The 16,545-nt window shown below is 70.6% G+C and carries 18 protein-coding genes; 6 read left to right on the forward strand and 12 right to left on the reverse strand.

Going from position 1 to position 16,545, the window contains the following annotated elements; genetic code table 11:
* Positions 1 to 241: 241 nt before the first annotated feature.
* Positions 242 to 1,633, reverse strand: coding sequence for an ATP-binding protein (locus CCN37_RS35770; RefSeq protein ID WP_086829596.1), 1,392 nt, complete (start codon positions 1,631 to 1,633; stop codon positions 242 to 244).
* 29 nt (positions 1,634 to 1,662) lie between these two features.
* Complete coding sequence (locus CCN37_RS35775; RefSeq protein WP_086829598.1) at positions 1,663 to 1,944, reverse strand: metal-sensitive transcriptional regulator; 282 nt, start codon at positions 1,942 to 1,944, stop codon at positions 1,663 to 1,665.
* 204 nt (positions 1,945 to 2,148) lie between these two features.
* Between CCN37_RS35775 and CCN37_RS35780 the strand changes: the two genes are divergently transcribed.
* From CCN37_RS35780 to CCN37_RS35790, 3 genes are all read left to right on the forward strand, one after another.
* Positions 2,149 to 2,727 (forward strand): TetR/AcrR family transcriptional regulator, encoded by a 579-nt coding sequence (locus CCN37_RS35780; protein ID WP_086829600.1) that lies wholly within the window; start codon positions 2,149 to 2,151, stop codon positions 2,725 to 2,727.
* A gap of 56 nt (positions 2,728 to 2,783) precedes the next feature.
* Complete coding sequence (locus CCN37_RS35785; RefSeq protein ID WP_086829603.1) at positions 2,784 to 3,941, forward strand: MFS transporter; 1,158 nt, start codon at positions 2,784 to 2,786, stop codon at positions 3,939 to 3,941.
* Positions 3,942 to 4,036: 95 nt separating this feature from the next.
* On the forward strand, positions 4,037 to 5,812 hold the full coding sequence (locus tag CCN37_RS35790; RefSeq protein ID WP_086829605.1) for a GTP-binding protein: 1,776 nt from the start codon (positions 4,037 to 4,039) through the stop codon (positions 5,810 to 5,812).
* Here CCN37_RS35790 and CCN37_RS35795 read toward each other — a convergent pair.
* Genes CCN37_RS35795 through CCN37_RS35805 form a run of 3 tightly spaced genes read right to left on the reverse strand, consistent with a single transcriptional unit; the run spans position 5,787 to position 7,487 of the window.
* Positions 5,787 to 6,524, reverse strand: a complete 738-nt coding sequence (locus CCN37_RS35795) for a hypothetical protein (RefSeq protein WP_086829607.1) — start codon at positions 6,522 to 6,524, stop codon at positions 5,787 to 5,789. The genes CCN37_RS35790 and CCN37_RS35795 overlap by 26 nt on opposite strands.
* Entirely contained in the window at positions 6,511 to 7,107 is a 597-nt protein-coding gene (locus tag CCN37_RS35800; protein ID WP_086829609.1) for an NAD(P)H oxidoreductase, read from the reverse strand. Before CCN37_RS35800 ends, CCN37_RS35795 begins: the two co-directional genes overlap by 14 nt.
* The gene (locus tag CCN37_RS35805) at positions 7,104 to 7,487 is read right to left on the reverse strand and encodes a hypothetical protein (RefSeq protein ID WP_086829611.1); all 384 of its coding nucleotides are present in this window, start codon (positions 7,485 to 7,487) and stop codon (positions 7,104 to 7,106) included. The genes CCN37_RS35800 and CCN37_RS35805 overlap by 4 nt, the downstream gene beginning before the upstream one ends.
* Before the next feature lie 112 nt (positions 7,488 to 7,599).
* On the opposite strand from CCN37_RS35805, the gene CCN37_RS35810 reads away from it, so the two are divergent.
* Positions 7,600 to 8,880, forward strand: a complete 1,281-nt coding sequence (locus tag CCN37_RS35810) for a tetratricopeptide repeat protein (RefSeq protein ID WP_086829613.1) — start codon at positions 7,600 to 7,602, stop codon at positions 8,878 to 8,880.
* Here CCN37_RS35810 and CCN37_RS35815 read toward each other — a convergent pair.
* The 5 genes from CCN37_RS35815 to CCN37_RS35835 all read right to left on the reverse strand — a co-directional run bounded on the left by CCN37_RS35815 (position 8,817) and on the right by CCN37_RS35835 (position 13,495).
* Complete coding sequence (locus tag CCN37_RS35815) at positions 8,817 to 10,127, reverse strand: carboxyl transferase domain-containing protein (RefSeq protein WP_086829615.1); 1,311 nt, start codon at positions 10,125 to 10,127, stop codon at positions 8,817 to 8,819. The genes CCN37_RS35810 and CCN37_RS35815 overlap by 64 nt on opposite strands.
* Positions 10,128 to 11,573, reverse strand: a complete 1,446-nt coding sequence (locus CCN37_RS35820; RefSeq protein WP_086829617.1) for an acyl-CoA synthetase — start codon at positions 11,571 to 11,573, stop codon at positions 10,128 to 10,130.
* Positions 11,574 to 11,583: 10 nt separating this feature from the next.
* Positions 11,584 to 12,822 (reverse strand): SLC13 family permease, encoded by a 1,239-nt coding sequence (locus tag CCN37_RS35825; protein WP_086829619.1) that lies wholly within the window; start codon positions 12,820 to 12,822, stop codon positions 11,584 to 11,586.
* An 89-nt stretch (positions 12,823 to 12,911) separates the two neighbouring features.
* Entirely contained in the window at positions 12,912 to 13,184 is a 273-nt protein-coding gene (locus CCN37_RS35830; RefSeq protein ID WP_086829621.1) for a hypothetical protein, read from the reverse strand.
* Between the two features lie 26 nt (positions 13,185 to 13,210).
* Entirely contained in the window at positions 13,211 to 13,495 is a 285-nt protein-coding gene (locus CCN37_RS35835) for a hypothetical protein (RefSeq protein WP_086829623.1), read from the reverse strand.
* A 165-nt stretch (positions 13,496 to 13,660) separates the two neighbouring features.
* On the opposite strand from CCN37_RS35835, the gene CCN37_RS35840 reads away from it, so the two are divergent.
* Positions 13,661 to 14,362 (forward strand): FadR/GntR family transcriptional regulator, encoded by a 702-nt coding sequence (locus CCN37_RS35840; protein WP_086829624.1) that lies wholly within the window; start codon positions 13,661 to 13,663, stop codon positions 14,360 to 14,362.
* Here CCN37_RS35840 and CCN37_RS35845 read toward each other — a convergent pair.
* The gene (locus CCN37_RS35845) at positions 14,331 to 14,933 is read right to left on the reverse strand and encodes a TetR/AcrR family transcriptional regulator (protein WP_246843514.1); all 603 of its coding nucleotides are present in this window, start codon (positions 14,931 to 14,933) and stop codon (positions 14,331 to 14,333) included. The genes CCN37_RS35840 and CCN37_RS35845 overlap by 32 nt on opposite strands.
* A gap of 79 nt (positions 14,934 to 15,012) precedes the next feature.
* Between CCN37_RS35845 and CCN37_RS35850 the strand changes: the two genes are divergently transcribed.
* Complete coding sequence (locus tag CCN37_RS35850) at positions 15,013 to 16,065, forward strand: DUF418 domain-containing protein (RefSeq protein ID WP_210408359.1); 1,053 nt, start codon at positions 15,013 to 15,015, stop codon at positions 16,063 to 16,065.
* Between the two features lie 78 nt (positions 16,066 to 16,143).
* Here the strand turns inward: CCN37_RS35850 and CCN37_RS40355 are convergent, their stop codons facing one another.
* Positions 16,144 to 16,512, reverse strand: coding sequence for a VOC family protein (locus tag CCN37_RS40355; protein ID WP_086829629.1), 369 nt, complete (start codon positions 16,510 to 16,512; stop codon positions 16,144 to 16,146).
* Positions 16,513 to 16,545: the final 33 nt, after the last annotated feature.

The raw sequence follows: 16,545 nt of genomic DNA on the forward strand, positions 1-16,545 counted from the left end.
ACGTGATGCGATTTGAGAACGCTCCCACGCACAAAACGTTGCCAAAACGCGAAGCAGTGGGCCGGGCCGGAGAGGTGGGGGCGCCTTCACGATCTCCAAGCCGGCAGTCGCTCATCGTCCACCGCCGCGAACCCTCCGCGTGGCGAACCGGCGGACTCCCGTTTCGTACTCCAAGCCGTCGATGGGAGCGCTCCATTTCCCGCTATCGGTACGAAACGGGAAATGGGGGCTGCCGCTGGGGCTAGGTGTAGGTGGTGTGGGCGGTGGTGGAGTGCTTGGCCAGGCGTCGGGTGAGGTAGAGGAGTTCCAGGGCGAACTCGACGGCTCCGGCTACGCGGCCGACGGGGTCGTTGGGTTCGACGCCCAGGCGCTTGGCGACCTCGACGAGCACGGGCAGTTCGGGCAGTGCCTTGAGCACGTCGGTGGCGGGCACGCGCTCGCCGGTGGTCACGGGTTGACCGCCGGAGACGGCCGCGGCGATCGGCGCGAGGTCCACGCCAGCGAGCAGCGCCCGGCCGGTGTCGGCGACGGCGCGGCGCAGGAGGTGGGTCAGCAGCTCGACGCTCTCCGGGCCTTCGACCCCGGCCTCGAACTCCAGCTTCCCGCGCAGCACGGGGACCACGGCCTCCAGGTCGACCGGGCGCGCGACGGCGGGCCACTCCTCGGTCAGCGCGGCGCGCCGCAGTGCCGCCGCGGCAACGGTTTCGGCCGCGGCGATGGCGAAGCGCGCGGAGACGCCGGAGCGCTGGTCGACGCCGTTGGACTCGCGCAGGTGCCGCACGAAGCGCGCGACGACCTCCAGCAGGTGGTCGGCGACCTCGGCGCAGAGATCGGCTTCCTGGCGCACCATGGCGACCTCGTCGGAGATCTCCAGCGGGTAGTGGGTGCGGATCTCCGCGCCGAAGCGGTCCTTCAACGGGGTGATGATCCGGCCCCGGTTGGTGTAGTCCTCGGGGTTGGCCGTGGCCACCAGCAGCACGTCCAGGGGTAGCCGCAGCGTGTAGCCGCGGACCTGGATGTCGCGCTCCTCCATGACGTTGAGCAGCGCGACCTGGATGCGCTCGGCGAGGTCGGGCAGCTCGTTGAGCGCGATGATGCCGCGGTGGGCGCGCGGGACGAGTCCGAAGTGGATGGTCTCGGGGTCGCCGAGGCTGCGGCCCTGCGCGACCTTCACCGGGTCGACGTCGCCGACGAGGTCACCGACGCTGGTGTCCGGCGTGGCCAGCTTCTCCGCGTAGCGCTGGTCGCGGTGCAGCCAGGCGATCGGCAGCTGGTCGCCCAGCTCCGCCACCCGCCGCCGCGACGCGGGGGTGATCGGGTCGAACGGGTCCTCCGGCAGCTCGGCGCCCTCGATCACCGGCGTCCACTCGTCCAGCAGCGCCACCAGCGAGCGCAGCAGGCGCGTCTTGCCCTGCCCGCGCTCGCCGAGCAGCACCACGTCGTGCCCGGCCAGCAGCGCGCGTTCGAGCTGCGGCAGCACGGAGTGGTCGAACCCGACGATCCCCGACCACACGCGTTCCCCGCCGCGCAGCGCGGCGATGAGGTTGTGCCGGAGCTCGGTCTTGACGTCGCGGGACTGGTAGCCGGAGCTCTTCAGCTCGCCCAGGGTGCGCGCGGAGGGCTGACTCGTCACCCCCGCGACGCTACCCCTTCGATCAGGCCTCAGGAGCGGACGAGGCGGGCGATGGCGTCGCTGGCCTCGCGGATCTTGGCGTCCGCGCCCTCGCCGCCCTCGGCGATCGCCTGGCTGACGCAGTGCTTGAGGTGCTCGTCGAGCAGGCCGAGGGAGACGGCTTGGAGCGCCTTGGTCGCCGCGGAGATCTGCGTGAGGACGTCGATGCAGTACTCGTCGTTGTCGACCATCCGCTGAAGACCGCGGATCTGGCCCTCGATCCGGCGCAGCCGTTTGAGGTAGCCGTCCTTGCCCTCGGTGTATCCCCGCATCCTCCTAGGTTAGCGAGTCGAAGGCCCGGATGATGTGCGGCAGCGCCCGCTTCGCGGCCATCCCGTGATCGACCTGTCCCGCGCCGAAGACCGACACCTTCGCCCCGCGCGCCGTCAGTTGGCGCTGGCAGTGCTCGGCGAGTTCGCGCGCGGCCCGGCCGAGACTTGTTGACCGATCGATACAGAATCACCTAGCCTCAGGGCGTGGGCAGGCCCAGGGAGTTCGACGACACCGCCGCGGTGCACGCCGCCATGGAGGTGTTCTGGCGCAAGGGCTACGAGGCGACCACCACGCAGGACCTCTGCGAGAGCACGGGTCTGGGGCGCGGGAGCCTCTACAACGCCTTCGGCAGCAAGCGCCAGCTCTACGAGGCCGCGCTGCGCCGCTACTCGGTGATCGGACCCCAGGGGCAGTTGGAGATCCTGGAGCGCCCGGGCTCGGTGAAGGAGCGGCTGCGCGCGCTGATGGTGTGGTGCGTGGACGCGGACATGGCCGACCCGGAGCGCCGGGGCTGCCTGGCGATCAACGCGGCGATGGACGCCAGTGGTCGCACCTCGGAGATCGCGGAGTTGGCGCACAAGCAGTTCGTGCGCCTGGAGCAGACGATCTGCCACATGATGGCCGTCGGGCAGAGCACCGGGGAGCTGTCCTCGCAGCGGTCGCCGTTGCAGGCGGCGAGGTTCTTCCAGAGCTCCTACTACGGGCTGCGCGTGCTGGGCAAGGTCACCGAGGACCGCGCCGCGCTGCTCGACGTCATCGAGGGCACCCTGTCCGCCCTGTAGTGCTTTTTTTCTTGCCCGACTTTTGTACAGTACGTTCCAGAACTGGGGTCTGTGTCATGCCGTTGGCCGTGTACGTGGTGGGGCTCGGGATCTTCGCGATGACCACGAGCGAGTTCATGGTGTCGGGGCTGATGCCCTCGCTCGCCGGGGAGTTCGGCGTGTCGGTGGCGGCGATCGGCTACCTGATCTCGGCGTTCTCCGGGGCGATGGTGGTGGGCGGCCCGGTGCTCACCGTCGGGTTGTTGCGGGTGCCGCGCAAGCACTCGCTGCTCGCGCTGATCGGGGTGTTCTTGGTCGGCCAAGCACTGGGCGCGCTCGCGACGGACTACGGCGTGATGCTGCTGTCACGGGTGATCACCGGCGTGGCGTCCTCGGCGTTCTTCGGGGTGGCGATCGCGGTCGCGGTGGACATGGTCGGCCCGGAGCGCCGGGGGCGGGCGTCCGCGGTGGTGCTGGGCGGGTTGATGATCGGCACGGTGCTCGGGTTGCCCGCGACGACGCTGGTCGACCAGTTCTACGGCTGGCGCGCGAGCTTCTGGGCGGTGGCGGTGGTGACGCTGCTGGCCGGGCTGGTGATCCTGCGCGTGGTGCCGTCCGGGGCGCGCCCGGAGGGCATGAGCCTGCGCGCCGAGCTGGCCGCGCTGCGCAACGGCCGGTTGTGGGCGGCGTACGCCACGAGCGGGCTGCTGGTGGGCTCGGTGTTCGCCGCGTTCAGCTACTTCTCGCCGATCTTCATCGAGGTCAGCGGCTTCTCCCCCACCGTCGTCCCGGTGCTGCTGGCCGTGTACGGGGCCGCGACGGTCGTGGGCAACACGGTGATCGGCCGCCTCGCGGACCGCTACACGATGCCGATCCTGACGTTCGGCTTGGCCGCGCTCGTGGTGACGTTGTCGGGGTTCGCGTTGTTCGCGGGGAGCCGGCTGGTGACGGTGGTGGCCGTGGTGGTGCTCGGCCTGGTCGGGGTGTCGATGAACCCGGCGCTGGCGACTCGGGTGATGCGCGCCGCCAACAGCCGACCGCTGGTGAACACGGTGCACACGGCGGTGATCTGCCTCGGCGTGGGGCTCGGCTCGTGGGCCGGTGGACTCGGCATCAGCGCGGGGCTGAGCCTCACTTCGCCGTTGTGGGTGGGTGTGGTGTTCGCGGTGCTCGGCCTGGCCAGCCTGCTCGCCGCGCGGAAATCGGTTGCCTCGCGGGCGCCTCAACTGGTGTAGTCCGGCCTTCGTCCGCGAGCCCCGGAGGCGATCACGTTGCCAGTCCCCACGTCCTTCCTCAAGGGAACTGTTGGCCACCCGAAGGACAGGGATTCGTGGTTCGCACTCTCAACCTGGGCGTGCTCGCGCACGTGGACGCCGGTAAGACCAGCCTGACAGAACGGTTGTTGCACTCCGCCGGGGTGATCGAGCGCCCCGGCAGCGTCGACGACGGTGACACGCAGACCGATTCCCTCGCGCTCGAACGGCAGCGCGGGATCACGATCAAGTCGGCCGTGGTGTCGTTCGTCGTCGACGACGTCGCGGTGAACCTCATCGACACCCCCGGTCACCCGGACTTCATCGCCGAGGTCGAGCGCGTGCTGAGCGTGCTCGACGGCGCGGTGCTGGTGGTCTCTGGTGTGGAGGGCGTGCAGGCGCAGACCCGTGTGCTGATGCGCACGCTGCGGCGCCTGCGCATTCCCACGCTGGTGTTCGTGAACAAGATGGACCGGCCCACCGCCGACGCGGCGCGCACCGTGCGGGCGATGGCGGAGAAGCTGACGCCCTCGGTCGTGCCGCTCGACGACGCCGACCGGCTCGCGGAGGTGCTGGCCGAGCACGACGACGAGCTGGTCGAGCCCTATGTGGACGGACAGCGCTCCTGGGTGCGGGCGGCGCTGGTCGAGCAGACGCGGCGGGCGGTGGTGCACCCGGTCTTCTTCGGCTCGGCGGTGAGCGGGGCCGGGGTGGCCGAACTGATCGCCGGGATCACGGAGTTCTTGCCCGCCAAGGAGTCCAGCACGGACGGGCCGCTGTCCGGCACGGTGTTCAAGGTCGAGCGCGGTGCGGGCGGCGAGAAGATCGCCTACGTCCGGATGTTCTCCGGGGTGCTCCGCCCGCGTGAGCGGATCGGCGCGGGCAAGGTGACCGCGCTGAGCGTTTTCGGCGGCGGGGAGCTGAGCGCCGGGCGGATCGGCAAGGTCTGGGGCCTGTCCAAGATCCGCATCGGTGACGCGGTCGGCGCTCCGCGCGCTTCGGCGGCGAGCCACTTCGCCCCGCCGACGCTGGAGAGCGTCGTGCAGCCGCGTGATCCGTCCGAGCGGGGGTTGCTGCACTCCGCGCTCGCGCAGCTGGCTGAGCAGGACCCGCTGATCAACCTGCGCGAGGACTTCTCCGTGTCCCTGTACGGGGAGGTGCAGAAAGAGGTCATCCAGGCGACGCTGGCCGCCGAGTACGGCATCGACGTGGACTTCCGCGAGACCACGACGATCCATGTCAAGCGGCCGGTGGGCGTCGGCGAGTCGGTGGAGGTGATCGCCACCGACTCCAACCCCTTCCTCGCCACGGTCGGCCTGCGCGTGGAGCCGGGGCCGTCGGAGTTCCGCTTGGAGGTCGAGCTGGGCTCGTTGCCGTTCGCGTTCTTCCGCGCGGTGGAGGAGTCGGTGGGCGCGGAGCTGCGCCGGGCCGAGGTGCGGGACTGCACGGTCACGATGACGCGGTCTGGTTACTGGGCGCGGCAGAGCCGGGCGCACGGCGGGTTCGACAAGTCGATGTCGAGCACGGCGGGCGACTTCCGCGCTCTGGCGGCGGTGGTGCTGGCGGAAGCGTTGCGGCGTGCGGGAACCGAGGTCTTGGAGCCGATCCACCGCCTCCGGTTGGAGGTGCCCGCGGACACGCTCGGCGCGGTGTCGACGGCGTTGGCGAAGCTGCGCGGCGTGCCGTTGGTGCCGGTGCTGCGCGGCGCGGTGTGCGAGCTGGAGGCAGAGATTCCGGCAGGCCGCGTGCACGCCTTCCAGCAGGCGTTGCCGGGGCTGACTCGCGGTGAAGGCGTGGTGGAGGCGGAGTTCGACCGCTATGTGCCGGTCACCGATTCGGCCAGAACGGGTTGAACGCCGCCTTGAACCACAGCTGGGCCGCTTTCACCGCGGCGAGGGCGAGCAGGATCGTGGGCAGCAGGTTCGCGCTCCACTCGCCCGACTGAATGCTGGCCACCAGCGGAACGGCGACGGCCGTCCCGGCGGCGAGCCCGGCCACCATCGCGGTGAGGCGGGTGCGGACGAACAACGCGACCAGGCACACGAGCAGAACCCATGACTGCGTGGCGAACAGGATGCAGGTCGCGACGACGACCTTGACCCACAGCAGCCGGAACGCGGCGAACGCCTCATCGGCCTCGTCGCGTTGTCCGGCGGTGTCCAGGTGTGCGCTGTCGGCGTGGTTGAGCATGGTCGCGAAGCCGTAGGTGCTCACGATGAAGGCCACCGCGCCGACGACGATCAGCGGCGTCACGCGCTGGGGTGACGAACCCAGGTAGTACAGCCCGGCGAAGAACGTGATCACCAGCAGCGGCAGGAACGGCGCGTAGTAGACCAGCGGCCCCACCCGGTCGAGGCCGAGCTTGCGGGTTCGCCAGTACAGCAGCGCGGGCGTGGTGAGCGCGAGCACGCCGACCGGCGGGATCGCGACGACCATCAGCAGCCCGCTGACCGCGGCGGCGGGCCAGTAGACCCACGGCAGGGCACGACGGCCCAGCTGGGCCGCGTCCTTGGCCCTGTCGATGATGTGCGGGAACAGGTCCCGGAGATGGTCATTGATCGGCATGTCCGATGAACTCCTCGGCGATGGCGTCCGTGGTGCGCCAGATCCTGGCGAGCACGTGGGGGTCCTCGGCGTCGACGCTGTCGTGGATCAGCCGCACCCGGGAGCACTTGATGCGGCAGAACTGCGCCACCTCGACCCGGAGCTGCCGGTCGAGGTGGTCGTCGAGTCCGGCGTCGGCGAACTGCTCGGCGGAGCTGCCCGCGAGCCCGAGCCACAGCGTGCTGCGGGTGCGGAGGTTCGAGCCGTCCCTGGTGTAGGCGAAGCCGTGGGTCCAGGTGCGTTCGATCCAGCCCTTCAGCATCGCCGGCGGCGCCGACCACCAGACCGGGAAGACCGCCAGCACGTGATCGCAGCGCGCGATGCGCGCCTTGTGCCTCTCGATCTCGGGTGAGCCGGGCTTGCCGGGGTCCGCCCAGTCGGGTTCGTCCTCCGGCCGCATCCTCGGGTCGAAGTCCTCGGCGTAGAGGTCGAGGAAGTCGACGTCGAAGCCCGCGCGGTCCAGCCGGGCCCGCACCCGCGCCGCGACCTGGCCGGTCAGCGACGCGGGGCGAGGGTGAGCGAGCACCAGCAGCACTCGGTTCACCGGTTGATGTGCACCGCCTTGTGGCGGCTCTCGGTGAAGCTCGCCGGACGGCAGGCGCTCGTGCACCGGGCCATCGGGATGGTGTCGGGGTCGTCGAGCCGCCACGAGGTCTCCACGCTCGTGTAGGCGCCGAGGTCGGCGATCTTCTCGGGGCGCGAGGTGAGCGTGCGCGTGGCCACGTCGATCGTCTCGACCAGGATCTCGTCGTCGGCGACCTCGAAGTGCTCGTGCAGCAGCGCGACGCCGAAGCGGCCGAGCGCGTCGTGCTTGGCGAGCACCGCGCGGAGTTCGTCGAAGCAGGGCCGGTCCGCCTCGGACAGCGGGGGCACCTCGTCGATGTCGGGAAGCACGGGCAACGGAGATCCGCCGATTCGGCTCACTTCTGGCTCCTCACGGTGGCGTCGGATGAGGGAATGATCTTCTTTGGCCGTCCGCGTTGTCGTCGGTTCCGGTCAACCTCGGTCACCAGTAGCATCACGGAGAGTGAGGCCGATGGAACGCGGTGTGCCGCCTGTGCCCGCTGGGGTCGGGTGCGTCGACGACGTGGCGCGGCGGTTGCGGGAGCTGCGTGCGTGGGCCGGGTTGTCCGAGCGCGAGGTGCACCGCCGGGTGTGTCGTGCCCGGACGGTGCGCGGCGTCGTCGAGTTGCCCGCCTTCGACACCGTGCACCGCTGCTTCTCCTTCGGCCGCAAACGCCTCAACGAAGACTTGGTCGTGGAGATCGCTGACGTGCTCGGCGGCGACGCTCTCCGGTGGCGGCAGGCGTTGCAAGGGATCGCCAGCGGGCTGACGGCTGAGTACGGGCACGCGGAGTTGAGGTTGCTCCACCACTACTGGCACACCGCCGCATCGGCGATGGACCGCTACGCCCCGTACGAGTCGCACCGGCGTCCGGTGGCGCACTCCCCCGCTCCGGTCTTCAGTTCGCGCGCGGACGCGATCGCGTGGCTCGACGCTGAGCGCTCCACCCTGGTCGCGGTCGCTGGCCCGCACAGCGCTGAGTTCTCGGCGTTGTTGGGCCAGTACCTGGAAGGCGGGTGTCACTACCGGGACGCCGAAGCCCTGCACGCCACGGCGGCTTGGTCCTCGTGTCCGAGCACCAGGGCGAACGCGCTGAGGCGGCTCAGCGTCGTGCGGTGGAAGGCGGGCCAGTACCCGGCGGCGCTCGCCGGTCTGCGGGAGGCGTTGACGCTGTTCCGCGCCTGCGATGACCACGCGGGCGAGGGGAAGGCGCTCAACAACCTGGGCAGCGTGTACCGCCGGATGGGCCGCCACGACGAGGCGTTGCGCTGTTACCCGAGGTCGATCGCGGTCGCCGGGCGGACGGCTGATCCCGACGCCGAGGCCAACGCGCGGAACTGCCTCGGCATCCTGCTCGCCGGGCTCGGCCGTCACGCCGCAGCGGAGGAGCAGCAGCGGCACGCGCTCGCCCTGTTCCGCGACATCGGCAACCAGTCGGGCGTCTGCCGGGCGTGGTGCGATCTCGGTGACGTGCTGATGCGCACCGGGAGGTACGAGGCGGCCCTGCGGTGCTTCCCGCTGGCCATGTCCGCCGCGGTGGACATCGGCGACCAGGTGGGTCTCGGTCTGGCGCTGGCCAGGGACTGGCTCACCCGCGCCCAGCTCGGCGTCGGGGCGCCCGCGGATCGGCTTGATCAGGTTCGGCGCATCGCGGCGGAGACCGGCGACTTCGGCTTGGAGCTGGAGCTTCAGCGCGCGATGCCGTGCACTGCGCCGAGCGCGAGCAGGTCCTGCGGTCGTAGTTTGAGTTGATCTATCGTCGCGCCGAGTTCGCCGGGCTCGCGCTTGAGGATCGCGTTCGCGGATTCCGGTGCGATGACGGAGAAGTAGGCGTCGGGTGTGATCCACACCGAGGTGTGCGAGGTCAGCGCGAGCGCTCCCCCGGAGCCGCCCTCGCCGATGACGAGCGTGGTGATCGGGACGCTCGCGTCGGCGACGGCGGTGAACAGCTCGGCGATGGCGGGGCCGATGCCGTCCCGCTCGGCGCGCGCGTCGTGGGCGGCTCCGGGCGTGTCGATGAGCGTCAGGATCGGCAGGCGCAGCCGGTCGGCCAGCCGCACCAGGCGCGCGGCCGCGCGGAATCCGGCCGGGTTGTTGGCGGTCCCGGTCTGCGCGGCGTAGGCGAAGGTGTTCCCGTGCCGGCTGCCGAAGCCGCAGAGCATGCCGGGGTCGGCGCTGCCCAGGGGAAAGCGGCGGTCGAAGTAGTCGTTGAGGTAAGTCTCGGCGCGGGGGCGCTCGGCGGCTCGTGCACGCCGCACGGCCTCGGCGCCGGTCGCCGGGAGGTCGGTGTGCCCGAGCGCGTTCGGCACGTCGGGCGCCTCAGCGGTGGTGGGTGTGAGCAGCGGCAGGAGTTCGGCGAGCGCGGCGCCGACGTCGGCCAGCTCGACGAGCCGGTGCACCTGGCCCAGGGCGAGCTTTCCCTTGCTGGTGAAGGCTTCCTCGCCGATGTCGTCGATATCGCCGCGCACGCGTGCTCCAGCGAAGCCGATCGTGGCCTCCGGCACCGCGAGCAGCACGTCCGCGCTCCCGGCGACCGAGGCCCACGCTCCGCCAGCGACGGGGTTGCGCAGCACGGTGATGTGCGGCAACGCGGCGGCTCGGAGTCGTGCCGCCGCGCCTGCGATGCGCTGCATCTGGAGCAGTGCGCGCATGCCTTCCTGCATGCGGCTGCCGCCGGAGGCGACGAGGGAGACGACGGGCAGGCCGCGCCGCACTGCTTCGTCGAAGGCGCCGACGAGGAGGTCGCCGGTGCGCGAGCCTAGTGAGCCGCCGAAGTAGCGGAAGTCGAAGGAGATCAGCACGCACTCGCCGCCCCCGCGAATCCGCCCGTGTCCACAGAGGACGGACTCGCGGGGCCCGTGATCGGCGCTCAGCTCGCGCTGCTTCTCCGCATAACCCGGCCAGCCGAGCGGATCGGAGACCTCGCCGCTGATCTCGGAGAAGCCGGAGAAGGACTCGGCGACGAGGCGGAGCACGTCACGGGCGCTGCGCGGGTCCATCTAGCTCCTCTGGCCAAGGGCCTTCTTCATGACCTTGCCCATGTCGTTGCGCGGCAAGGATTCCAGGACGTGCAGGACGCGCGGGCGCTTGTGCGGGGTGAGCAGCCGGGCGACGTGGTCGGCCAGCTCTTGGAGGCTCGGCGTCTCGCCGTCGGGCACCACCCAGGCGACGATGCGCTCGCCGAGGTCGTCATCGGGTTCGCCGGTGACCGCGACCTCTGCGACGCCCGGGTGCTCCAGCAGCGCGTTCTCGACCTCACCGGCGCCGACCTTGTAGCCGCCGGTCTTGATCAGGTCGATGGCGCGGCGGCCGACGATGCGGATGTAGCCGTCCTTGCCGCGCGTGGCGACGTCGCCGGTGCGGAACCAGCCGTCGCGGAAGGCTTCGGCGGTGGCGTCGGGGCGGTTGAGGTACTCCAGGAACAGGTTGGGGCCGCGCACCTCGATCTCGCCGACCGTCTTGTCGTCCTCGCCCTCGATCGGCGCGCCGGACTCGTCCACGAGCCGCACGTCCACGCCGTCCACGGCCGGTCCGACTGTCCCCGGTCGGCGCTCCCCCGCCGCGCGCACGGAGCAGTTCATCAGCGTCTCGGACATGCCGTAGCGCTCCACGACGAGCTGTCCGGTGGCGTCGGCGATGCGCTGGTGCACACTCGCGGGCAGCGGCGCGGAGCCCGAGACCAGCAGCCGTGCGCGCCCGATCGCCTTGGCCAGTTCGGGGTCCGCCTCGGCGTCGGCCACCAGGCGGCTGTACATGGTGGGCACGCCGAACATCATCGTGGCCGGTCCGCCAAGCTCGGCGCCGATCCCGGCGGTGGAGAACGAGCCGAGGTGGTGCAGGGCGCCGCCCAGGCGCAGCGGTCCGAGCACGCCGACGCCGAGTCCGTGCACGTGGAACAGCGGCAGCCCGTGCACAAGCACGTCCTCGCTGGTCCACTCCCACGCGCGGGCGAGGCTGTCGAGGTTGCTGGACAGCGAACGCCGAGGCAGGACAACACCCTTGGGGGCGCCGGTGGTCCCAGAGGTGTAGATGACCAGCGCGGGAGCTTCGGCGCCCGGCTCGGGCAGCTTCGGCGGCGCGGTGGCGGGCACGTCGAGGCCGACCTCGATCCGCCGGAGGTCGCCGAAGCCGTCGGGCAGCGTGGTTCCGGGGGCGCTCAGGACCAGCCCGGGGGTGCTGTCGCCGAGGATGTGCGCCAGCTCGCGCTCGCCGATCTTGGGGTTGATCGGGACTGCGGGCACCCCGGCGAGCAGCGCGGCGACGACGCCGACGCACGTCTCGATGCTGTTGGTGGCCCACACCGCGACCCGACCGGCCCCGGCCAGCTCGCCCGCGAGGTGCCCGGCGACCGAGGCCAGGTCGCGGTAGCTCAGCGCGCGCTCGCCGAAGCGGATCGCCTCGCGCTCTGTCGGTTCGGCCAACGCCGGGAACAGCGGGGAATTCATCTCAAGCCCTTCATCCGACTACTGCCAGGACAGCCCACAACACCACCGGTGAGGCGGCGACGATGATCGCGCCGTACCGCAGAAGCTGCTTGAAGAACACCTCGCGGTCAACATCGCGGGCGTTGGCCAGCACGATGGCGCCGTTGGTGGAGAAGGGGCTCACGTCGACCACGGTGGCGGCGACGGCGAGGGCGGCGACCATGCTCACCGGGTCGATGTGACCCACCGAGAGCAGCGGAACCGCCAGCGGGATCGTCGCGCCGAGCACGCCCACCGAGGAGGCGAGCGCGGACACGATCGCGCCGATGAACAGCAGCAGGAGCACGGCGAGCGTGGGCGATCCCACATCGCGCACGGCGTTGCCGACGTAGGTCACCGCGCCCATCTGCTGGAGCACCGAGACGTAGGTCAGCACGCCGCAGATGAGCAGCACGGTCGGCCAGGTGATCTTGTTGACGGCCTCGGCGTTGACCTTCGGCGCGGCCACGCCGAGCACGACCGCGATGGTGATCGCGACCAGCCCGACGTTGAGGTCGAACACCAGCGTGAGCACCACGAGCGTGACCAGGCCGAGCAGGGTGAGCACCTGGTGGAAGGTGATCGGCTCGCGCGGCGCGGCGTCCTCCTGCGCGGGCTTGTCGGCGCGCCCGAGCTTGAGCCCGCCGAAGACCACGAACACGATCGCGGCGATCACCGCGTTGGCGAAGAGGCTGGCCAGGAAGAGCGCGATCTCGTTCTGCGGCAAGCTGTTGCGCTCGACGACGCCGTTGACGATCGCGCCGTAGACGCTGATCGGCGAGAAGCCGCCCGCCTGCGCGCCGTGCACCACGAGCGCGCCCATGAGCAGCTGGTTGATGCCGTAGCGGTTGGCCAGGTTGAGCGCGATCGGCGCGACGATGGCGACCGCGGCGGGGCTGACCGCGCCGATCGCGGTGAGCAGGCCGGTGACGCCGAACATCACCCACGGGATGACCGCGATGCGCCCGCCGACCACGCGCACCGCGAGGTCTACCAGCCGGTCGACGGTGCCGTTGGCGCGGGCGATGCCGAAGAGGTAGGTCACCCCGACCAGGACCACGAAGATGTCACCGGGGAAGCCGCTGAGCACCTTCTCGGCAGTCAGGCCGCCGACCGTGGTGCCGACCAGGAAGGCCGCGGCGAAGCCGAGTCCGCCCATGTTCACCGACAGCGTGGTGGCCAGGGTGAAGACCAGGGCCAGTATGAGGATGGAGATCAGCTCGGGTGACATCGGCGGCTCCCGGATTGGCCAATTGGCTCAGCCAATATCGGCGTGCTCCCCGCGCCGTGTCAAGCACCGGGGAGCACGCCGCGAGCCGGTCAGGCGCCGTGCGTGATCTTCACGTAGGCGGCTTCGACGTAGCTGCCGCCGCCGCTGAGGAACACCACGGAGCGGTTGTTGTAGCGCTTCGTGGAGCACTCCGAGGAGCGGGAGTTGCCCTTGGCGAGCGTGCCGACGGGCATGTTGGACTTGTTGTAGATGTTGGTGCCGTTGTACTGGGCGACCACCGAGCACGCCGCTGGGGCCGCCTCGGCGACGGTCGTGACGGCGAAAGCCGCGAGCACCGCGCCGACAATGAGAGAAACGCGCACGACTACCTCTCGTTGACGGAATTCACTCAGACCCTGGCGTTGATGGAGACATCGCCCTCGAAGACCATCGTCTTGTCGCCCTTGAGGTTGACGAAGCGCTCGATCGCCTTGCAGGCGGAATCCTTCGACTTGCCCTTCTTCAGCGTGCCGACCTGGCTCTCGGTGGCGATGTCGAAGATCGGGGTGTCCCGCTTGGCCACCACGAAGCACAGGCTCTGCGCGCCGGCGACCTGGGACTCGGCCGCGACGGCAGTGCCGCCGGAGACGAGGGCGGAGGCGATGACGGCACCGGCGATCAGGGAAAAGCGCATGACTTCCTCTCAACGGGATTGCGGGGACATATCGACCCCGCAACGGCAGTATGCACAAACGCGAATTGAATGGGCTTCACCATTCGGCGGGGGCCGGAGCTTTGTCGCTGATGTGGAGACTTGAATTCGCCGACCGGCCACGGAGGGTGGTGTTAGCCTGATCATGTGCCCGAACCGTTGCGCCCGCTGGGCCGACCGCGCCTCTACGAGCAGGTGCTGCACCGGTTGCGCGAGTACGTCACGACCAACGGCCTCGGCCGGGGCGACAAGCTGCCGACCGAGCGCGATCTCGCCGAGCGGCTCCAGGTCAGCCGGGCGTCGGTGAAGCAGGCCGTGGTGGTGCTCGAAGTGCAGGGTCTGGTCGACGTGCGCCAGGGCGGCGGGATCTTCCTGCGCGCCGACACCCTCGACGGCGAGCCCGTGACCGAGCTGGAGGCACGCAGGCGCAGGCTGCCCGACGTGCTGGAGGCGCGGGAGGCGATGGAGACCAAGCTCGCCGAGCTGGCCGCCGAGCGCCGCACCGAGGAGGACCTGGCGCGGATCGACGCGGCGCTGGGGCTGATGGCAGAGCTGATCGAGTCCGGCGGCGCGGTGGAGGAGGGCGATCGGCGTTTCCACGAGGCGATCGCGGCGGCGGCGCGCAGCGCGTTGCTGGCGGACTTCATGAAGGCGATCTCCGGCCAGGTCGCGGAGAGCCGCCGCGAGTCGCTGCGCCAGCCCGGCCGCCCGTCTCGGTCACTGGCCCAGCACCACGCCATCGCCGAGGCGATCCGGGCCGGTGACCCGCGCGCGGCGAGCGCGGCGATGCGCCGTCACCTGAAGACGGTGGCGCGGGTCAGGTTGCTGGACTGGACCCCGGAGGACTGAATCCGGCCGCTGGCAGGATCACTTCGTCCACAATGGACTCCAGGTAGGCCTGCGGTGGTTCGGCGCCGTGGTCGAGCGCGTACTTCATGACCAGCGCCTCGCCGATGTCGAGCACGGCCGGGGTGAGCCTGGCGGCGTCGACTTCGCCGCGCTCGGCGTAGTGGCGCAGGACCGTGGCGCAGAACCGCCCGCCCGCGGGGTCGAAGACCCGGTCGTAGAGCGCGGCGATCAGCTCCGGGTGCCGCGTGCGCTCCAGCAGGATCGCCTGCACGGCCTGGGCCGTGGGGTGCCGCGACCACTCCAGCAGCCGGTGCAGCGACTCGACGAGGTCGCCGCGCAGGTCGTCGCCGGAGGCGGAGACGCCGTCGCTCGGGTAGGCCGCGCCGATGGCGTCGACCAACACCTCCTCCGGGCTCGCCCAGCGCCGGTAGAGCGAGGTCTTGGCGGTGCCCGCGCGCCGCGCGATGCCTTCCATGCTGAGTCGGCCCAGTCCGTTCTCGGCGAGTTCGGCCAGCGCGGCCTCGTGGATCGCCGTCACCAGCTCCTCGCCGCGTCGCCGTGTCGGGCCCACCGCACACCACCCCTTGTTAGATACGCTGCCGTAGCTTACGTTAGATACGCGTCCGTATCTTACTCGTTCAGGGGGACCCGTGCAGCTCTCCACCCGGCGTGACCTCGCGCCCGACCTGGCCAGGGGCGTCATGCTCAGCCTGATCGCGCTGGCCCACGCGCAGTTCCTGGCCGACGGGGGCGCCTTCGGCGGTGCCGTCGCGTCCCTGTCAGCCGCCGACACCGTCGTGCAGGCGCTGCTCACGCTGTTCGTGGACAGCCGGGGATATCCGCTCTTCGCCGCGCTCTTCGGCTACGGGATGGTGTTGATCCTGCGCAGGCGCGATCCTCGGCAGCTCCGCAAGCGCAGCCTGTGGTTGATCGTCTTCGGCTTCCTGCACGTGCTGTTGCTGTTCCCGGGCGACATCCTGGCTTCCTACGGCCTGTTGGCGTTGTGCTTCGCGGGTGCGGTGCACTGGAGCTCTCGGCGGATCTTCGTGACTGCCGGGATCGGGGCGGTGCTCGGCGCGGTGGTCTACGGCTTCGTCATGTCCTCCCCCATGCCCGTGCCCGACGTGGCGCCGACCGATCCGCTGTCCATGGCGCTGATGCGCGTGACGACGTTCCCGTTCCTGACGCCGATGAACGCGATCATGTCGATCTGCCCGCTGCTGATCGGGATCTGGGCGGCGCGCGAGCGCGTGCTGGAGAACACCGCTCTGCTGCGCCGCGTGGCGAGCATCGGCATCGGTGTCGGCGCGCTCGGCGGCATCCCGCAAACCCTTGTCACGACTGGGGTTGTGGCTTCGAACGTGGGCGCGGGCGTGCTGCACACGCTGTCCGGCTACGCGGTCGGCATCGGCTACGGCGCGCTGTTCACCTTGATCGCCCGGCGGCTTCGGTCAGGGCCCGTGGTCACCGCGCTCGTGGCGTGCGGGCAGCGATCGCTGACCTGCTACCTCGCGCAGTCCGTCGCGTGGTTCGTCATCGCCGAGCCCTACCTGTTCAATCTCGTCGGCCAGCTCAGCGTGGTGTCCGCGTCGCTGGTCGGGCTCGGCGTGTGGGCGGTGACCGTGCTCGGCGCCGCGTGGCTCGACCGGGCGGGGCGCTCCGGTCCGGCCGAGTCCCTGCTGCGGCGGCTCTCCTACTCCTGACGCAGGGCTCCAGTCCCCCCGCGCCCCACGCCCGCCGCACTCCCGTTTCGTACCGGAAGCGGCCGTTGAGGGGTGGTTCTAGGTGGTGGGGAGGGGGCGGAGCACGCAGAACTCGTTGTCTTCGGGGTCGGCGAGGACGGCCCAGCCGGTGCCTTCGGGGTTGCGTTTGTAGTCGACCAGTCGCGCGCCCAAGGCCAGCAGGCGGTCCACTTCGGCGTCGCGGGGGCGGTCGGGGCGCAGGCACACGTGCACGCGGTTCTTACCGAGCTTGTCGTCGGGGACGCGGTTGAAGTGCAAGTTCATCCCGGTGGGCAGCGCGATCACGGTTTCGGCGTCGCCGGGGCGGTCCTCGGGGTGGCGAGGACGCCCGACGACCTGTTCCCAGAACGCGGCCAGTTCGTAGGGGTTCGCGCAGTCGAAAGCGACGTTGTAGACGGTTGAAGCCACAGGTCCTCCCAGTACCGGGTGGCGCGATTGTGG

This window comes from Allokutzneria sp. NRRL B-24872 (assembly GCF_002155965.1).
GTDB lineage: Bacteria > Actinomycetota > Actinomycetes > Mycobacteriales > Pseudonocardiaceae > Allokutzneria.

What these genes read in the sequence shown, in the direction of transcription:
- CCN37_RS35775 (WP_086829598.1), bottom strand. Translation starts at nt 1,944, where the DNA reads ATGCGGGGATACACCGAGGGCAAGGACGGCTACCTCAAACGGCTGCGC.
- CCN37_RS35785 (WP_086829603.1), top strand. Translation starts at nt 2,784, where the DNA reads ATGCCGTTGGCCGTGTACGTGGTGGGGCTCGGGATCTTCGCGATGACC.
- CCN37_RS35795 (WP_086829607.1), bottom strand. Translation starts at nt 6,524, where the DNA reads ATGCCGATCAATGACCATCTCCGGGACCTGTTCCCGCACATCATCGAC.
- CCN37_RS35810 (WP_086829613.1), top strand. Translation starts at nt 7,600, where the DNA reads ATGGAACGCGGTGTGCCGCCTGTGCCCGCTGGGGTCGGGTGCGTCGAC.
- CCN37_RS35815 (WP_086829615.1), bottom strand. Translation starts at nt 10,127, where the DNA reads ATGGACCCGCGCAGCGCCCGTGACGTGCTCCGCCTCGTCGCCGAGTCC.
- CCN37_RS35820 (WP_086829617.1), bottom strand. Translation starts at nt 11,573, where the DNA reads ATGAATTCCCCGCTGTTCCCGGCGTTGGCCGAACCGACAGAGCGCGAG.
- CCN37_RS35825 (WP_086829619.1), bottom strand. Translation starts at nt 12,822, where the DNA reads ATGTCACCCGAGCTGATCTCCATCCTCATACTGGCCCTGGTCTTCACC.
- CCN37_RS35835 (WP_086829623.1), bottom strand. Translation starts at nt 13,495, where the DNA reads ATGCGCTTTTCCCTGATCGCCGGTGCCGTCATCGCCTCCGCCCTCGTC.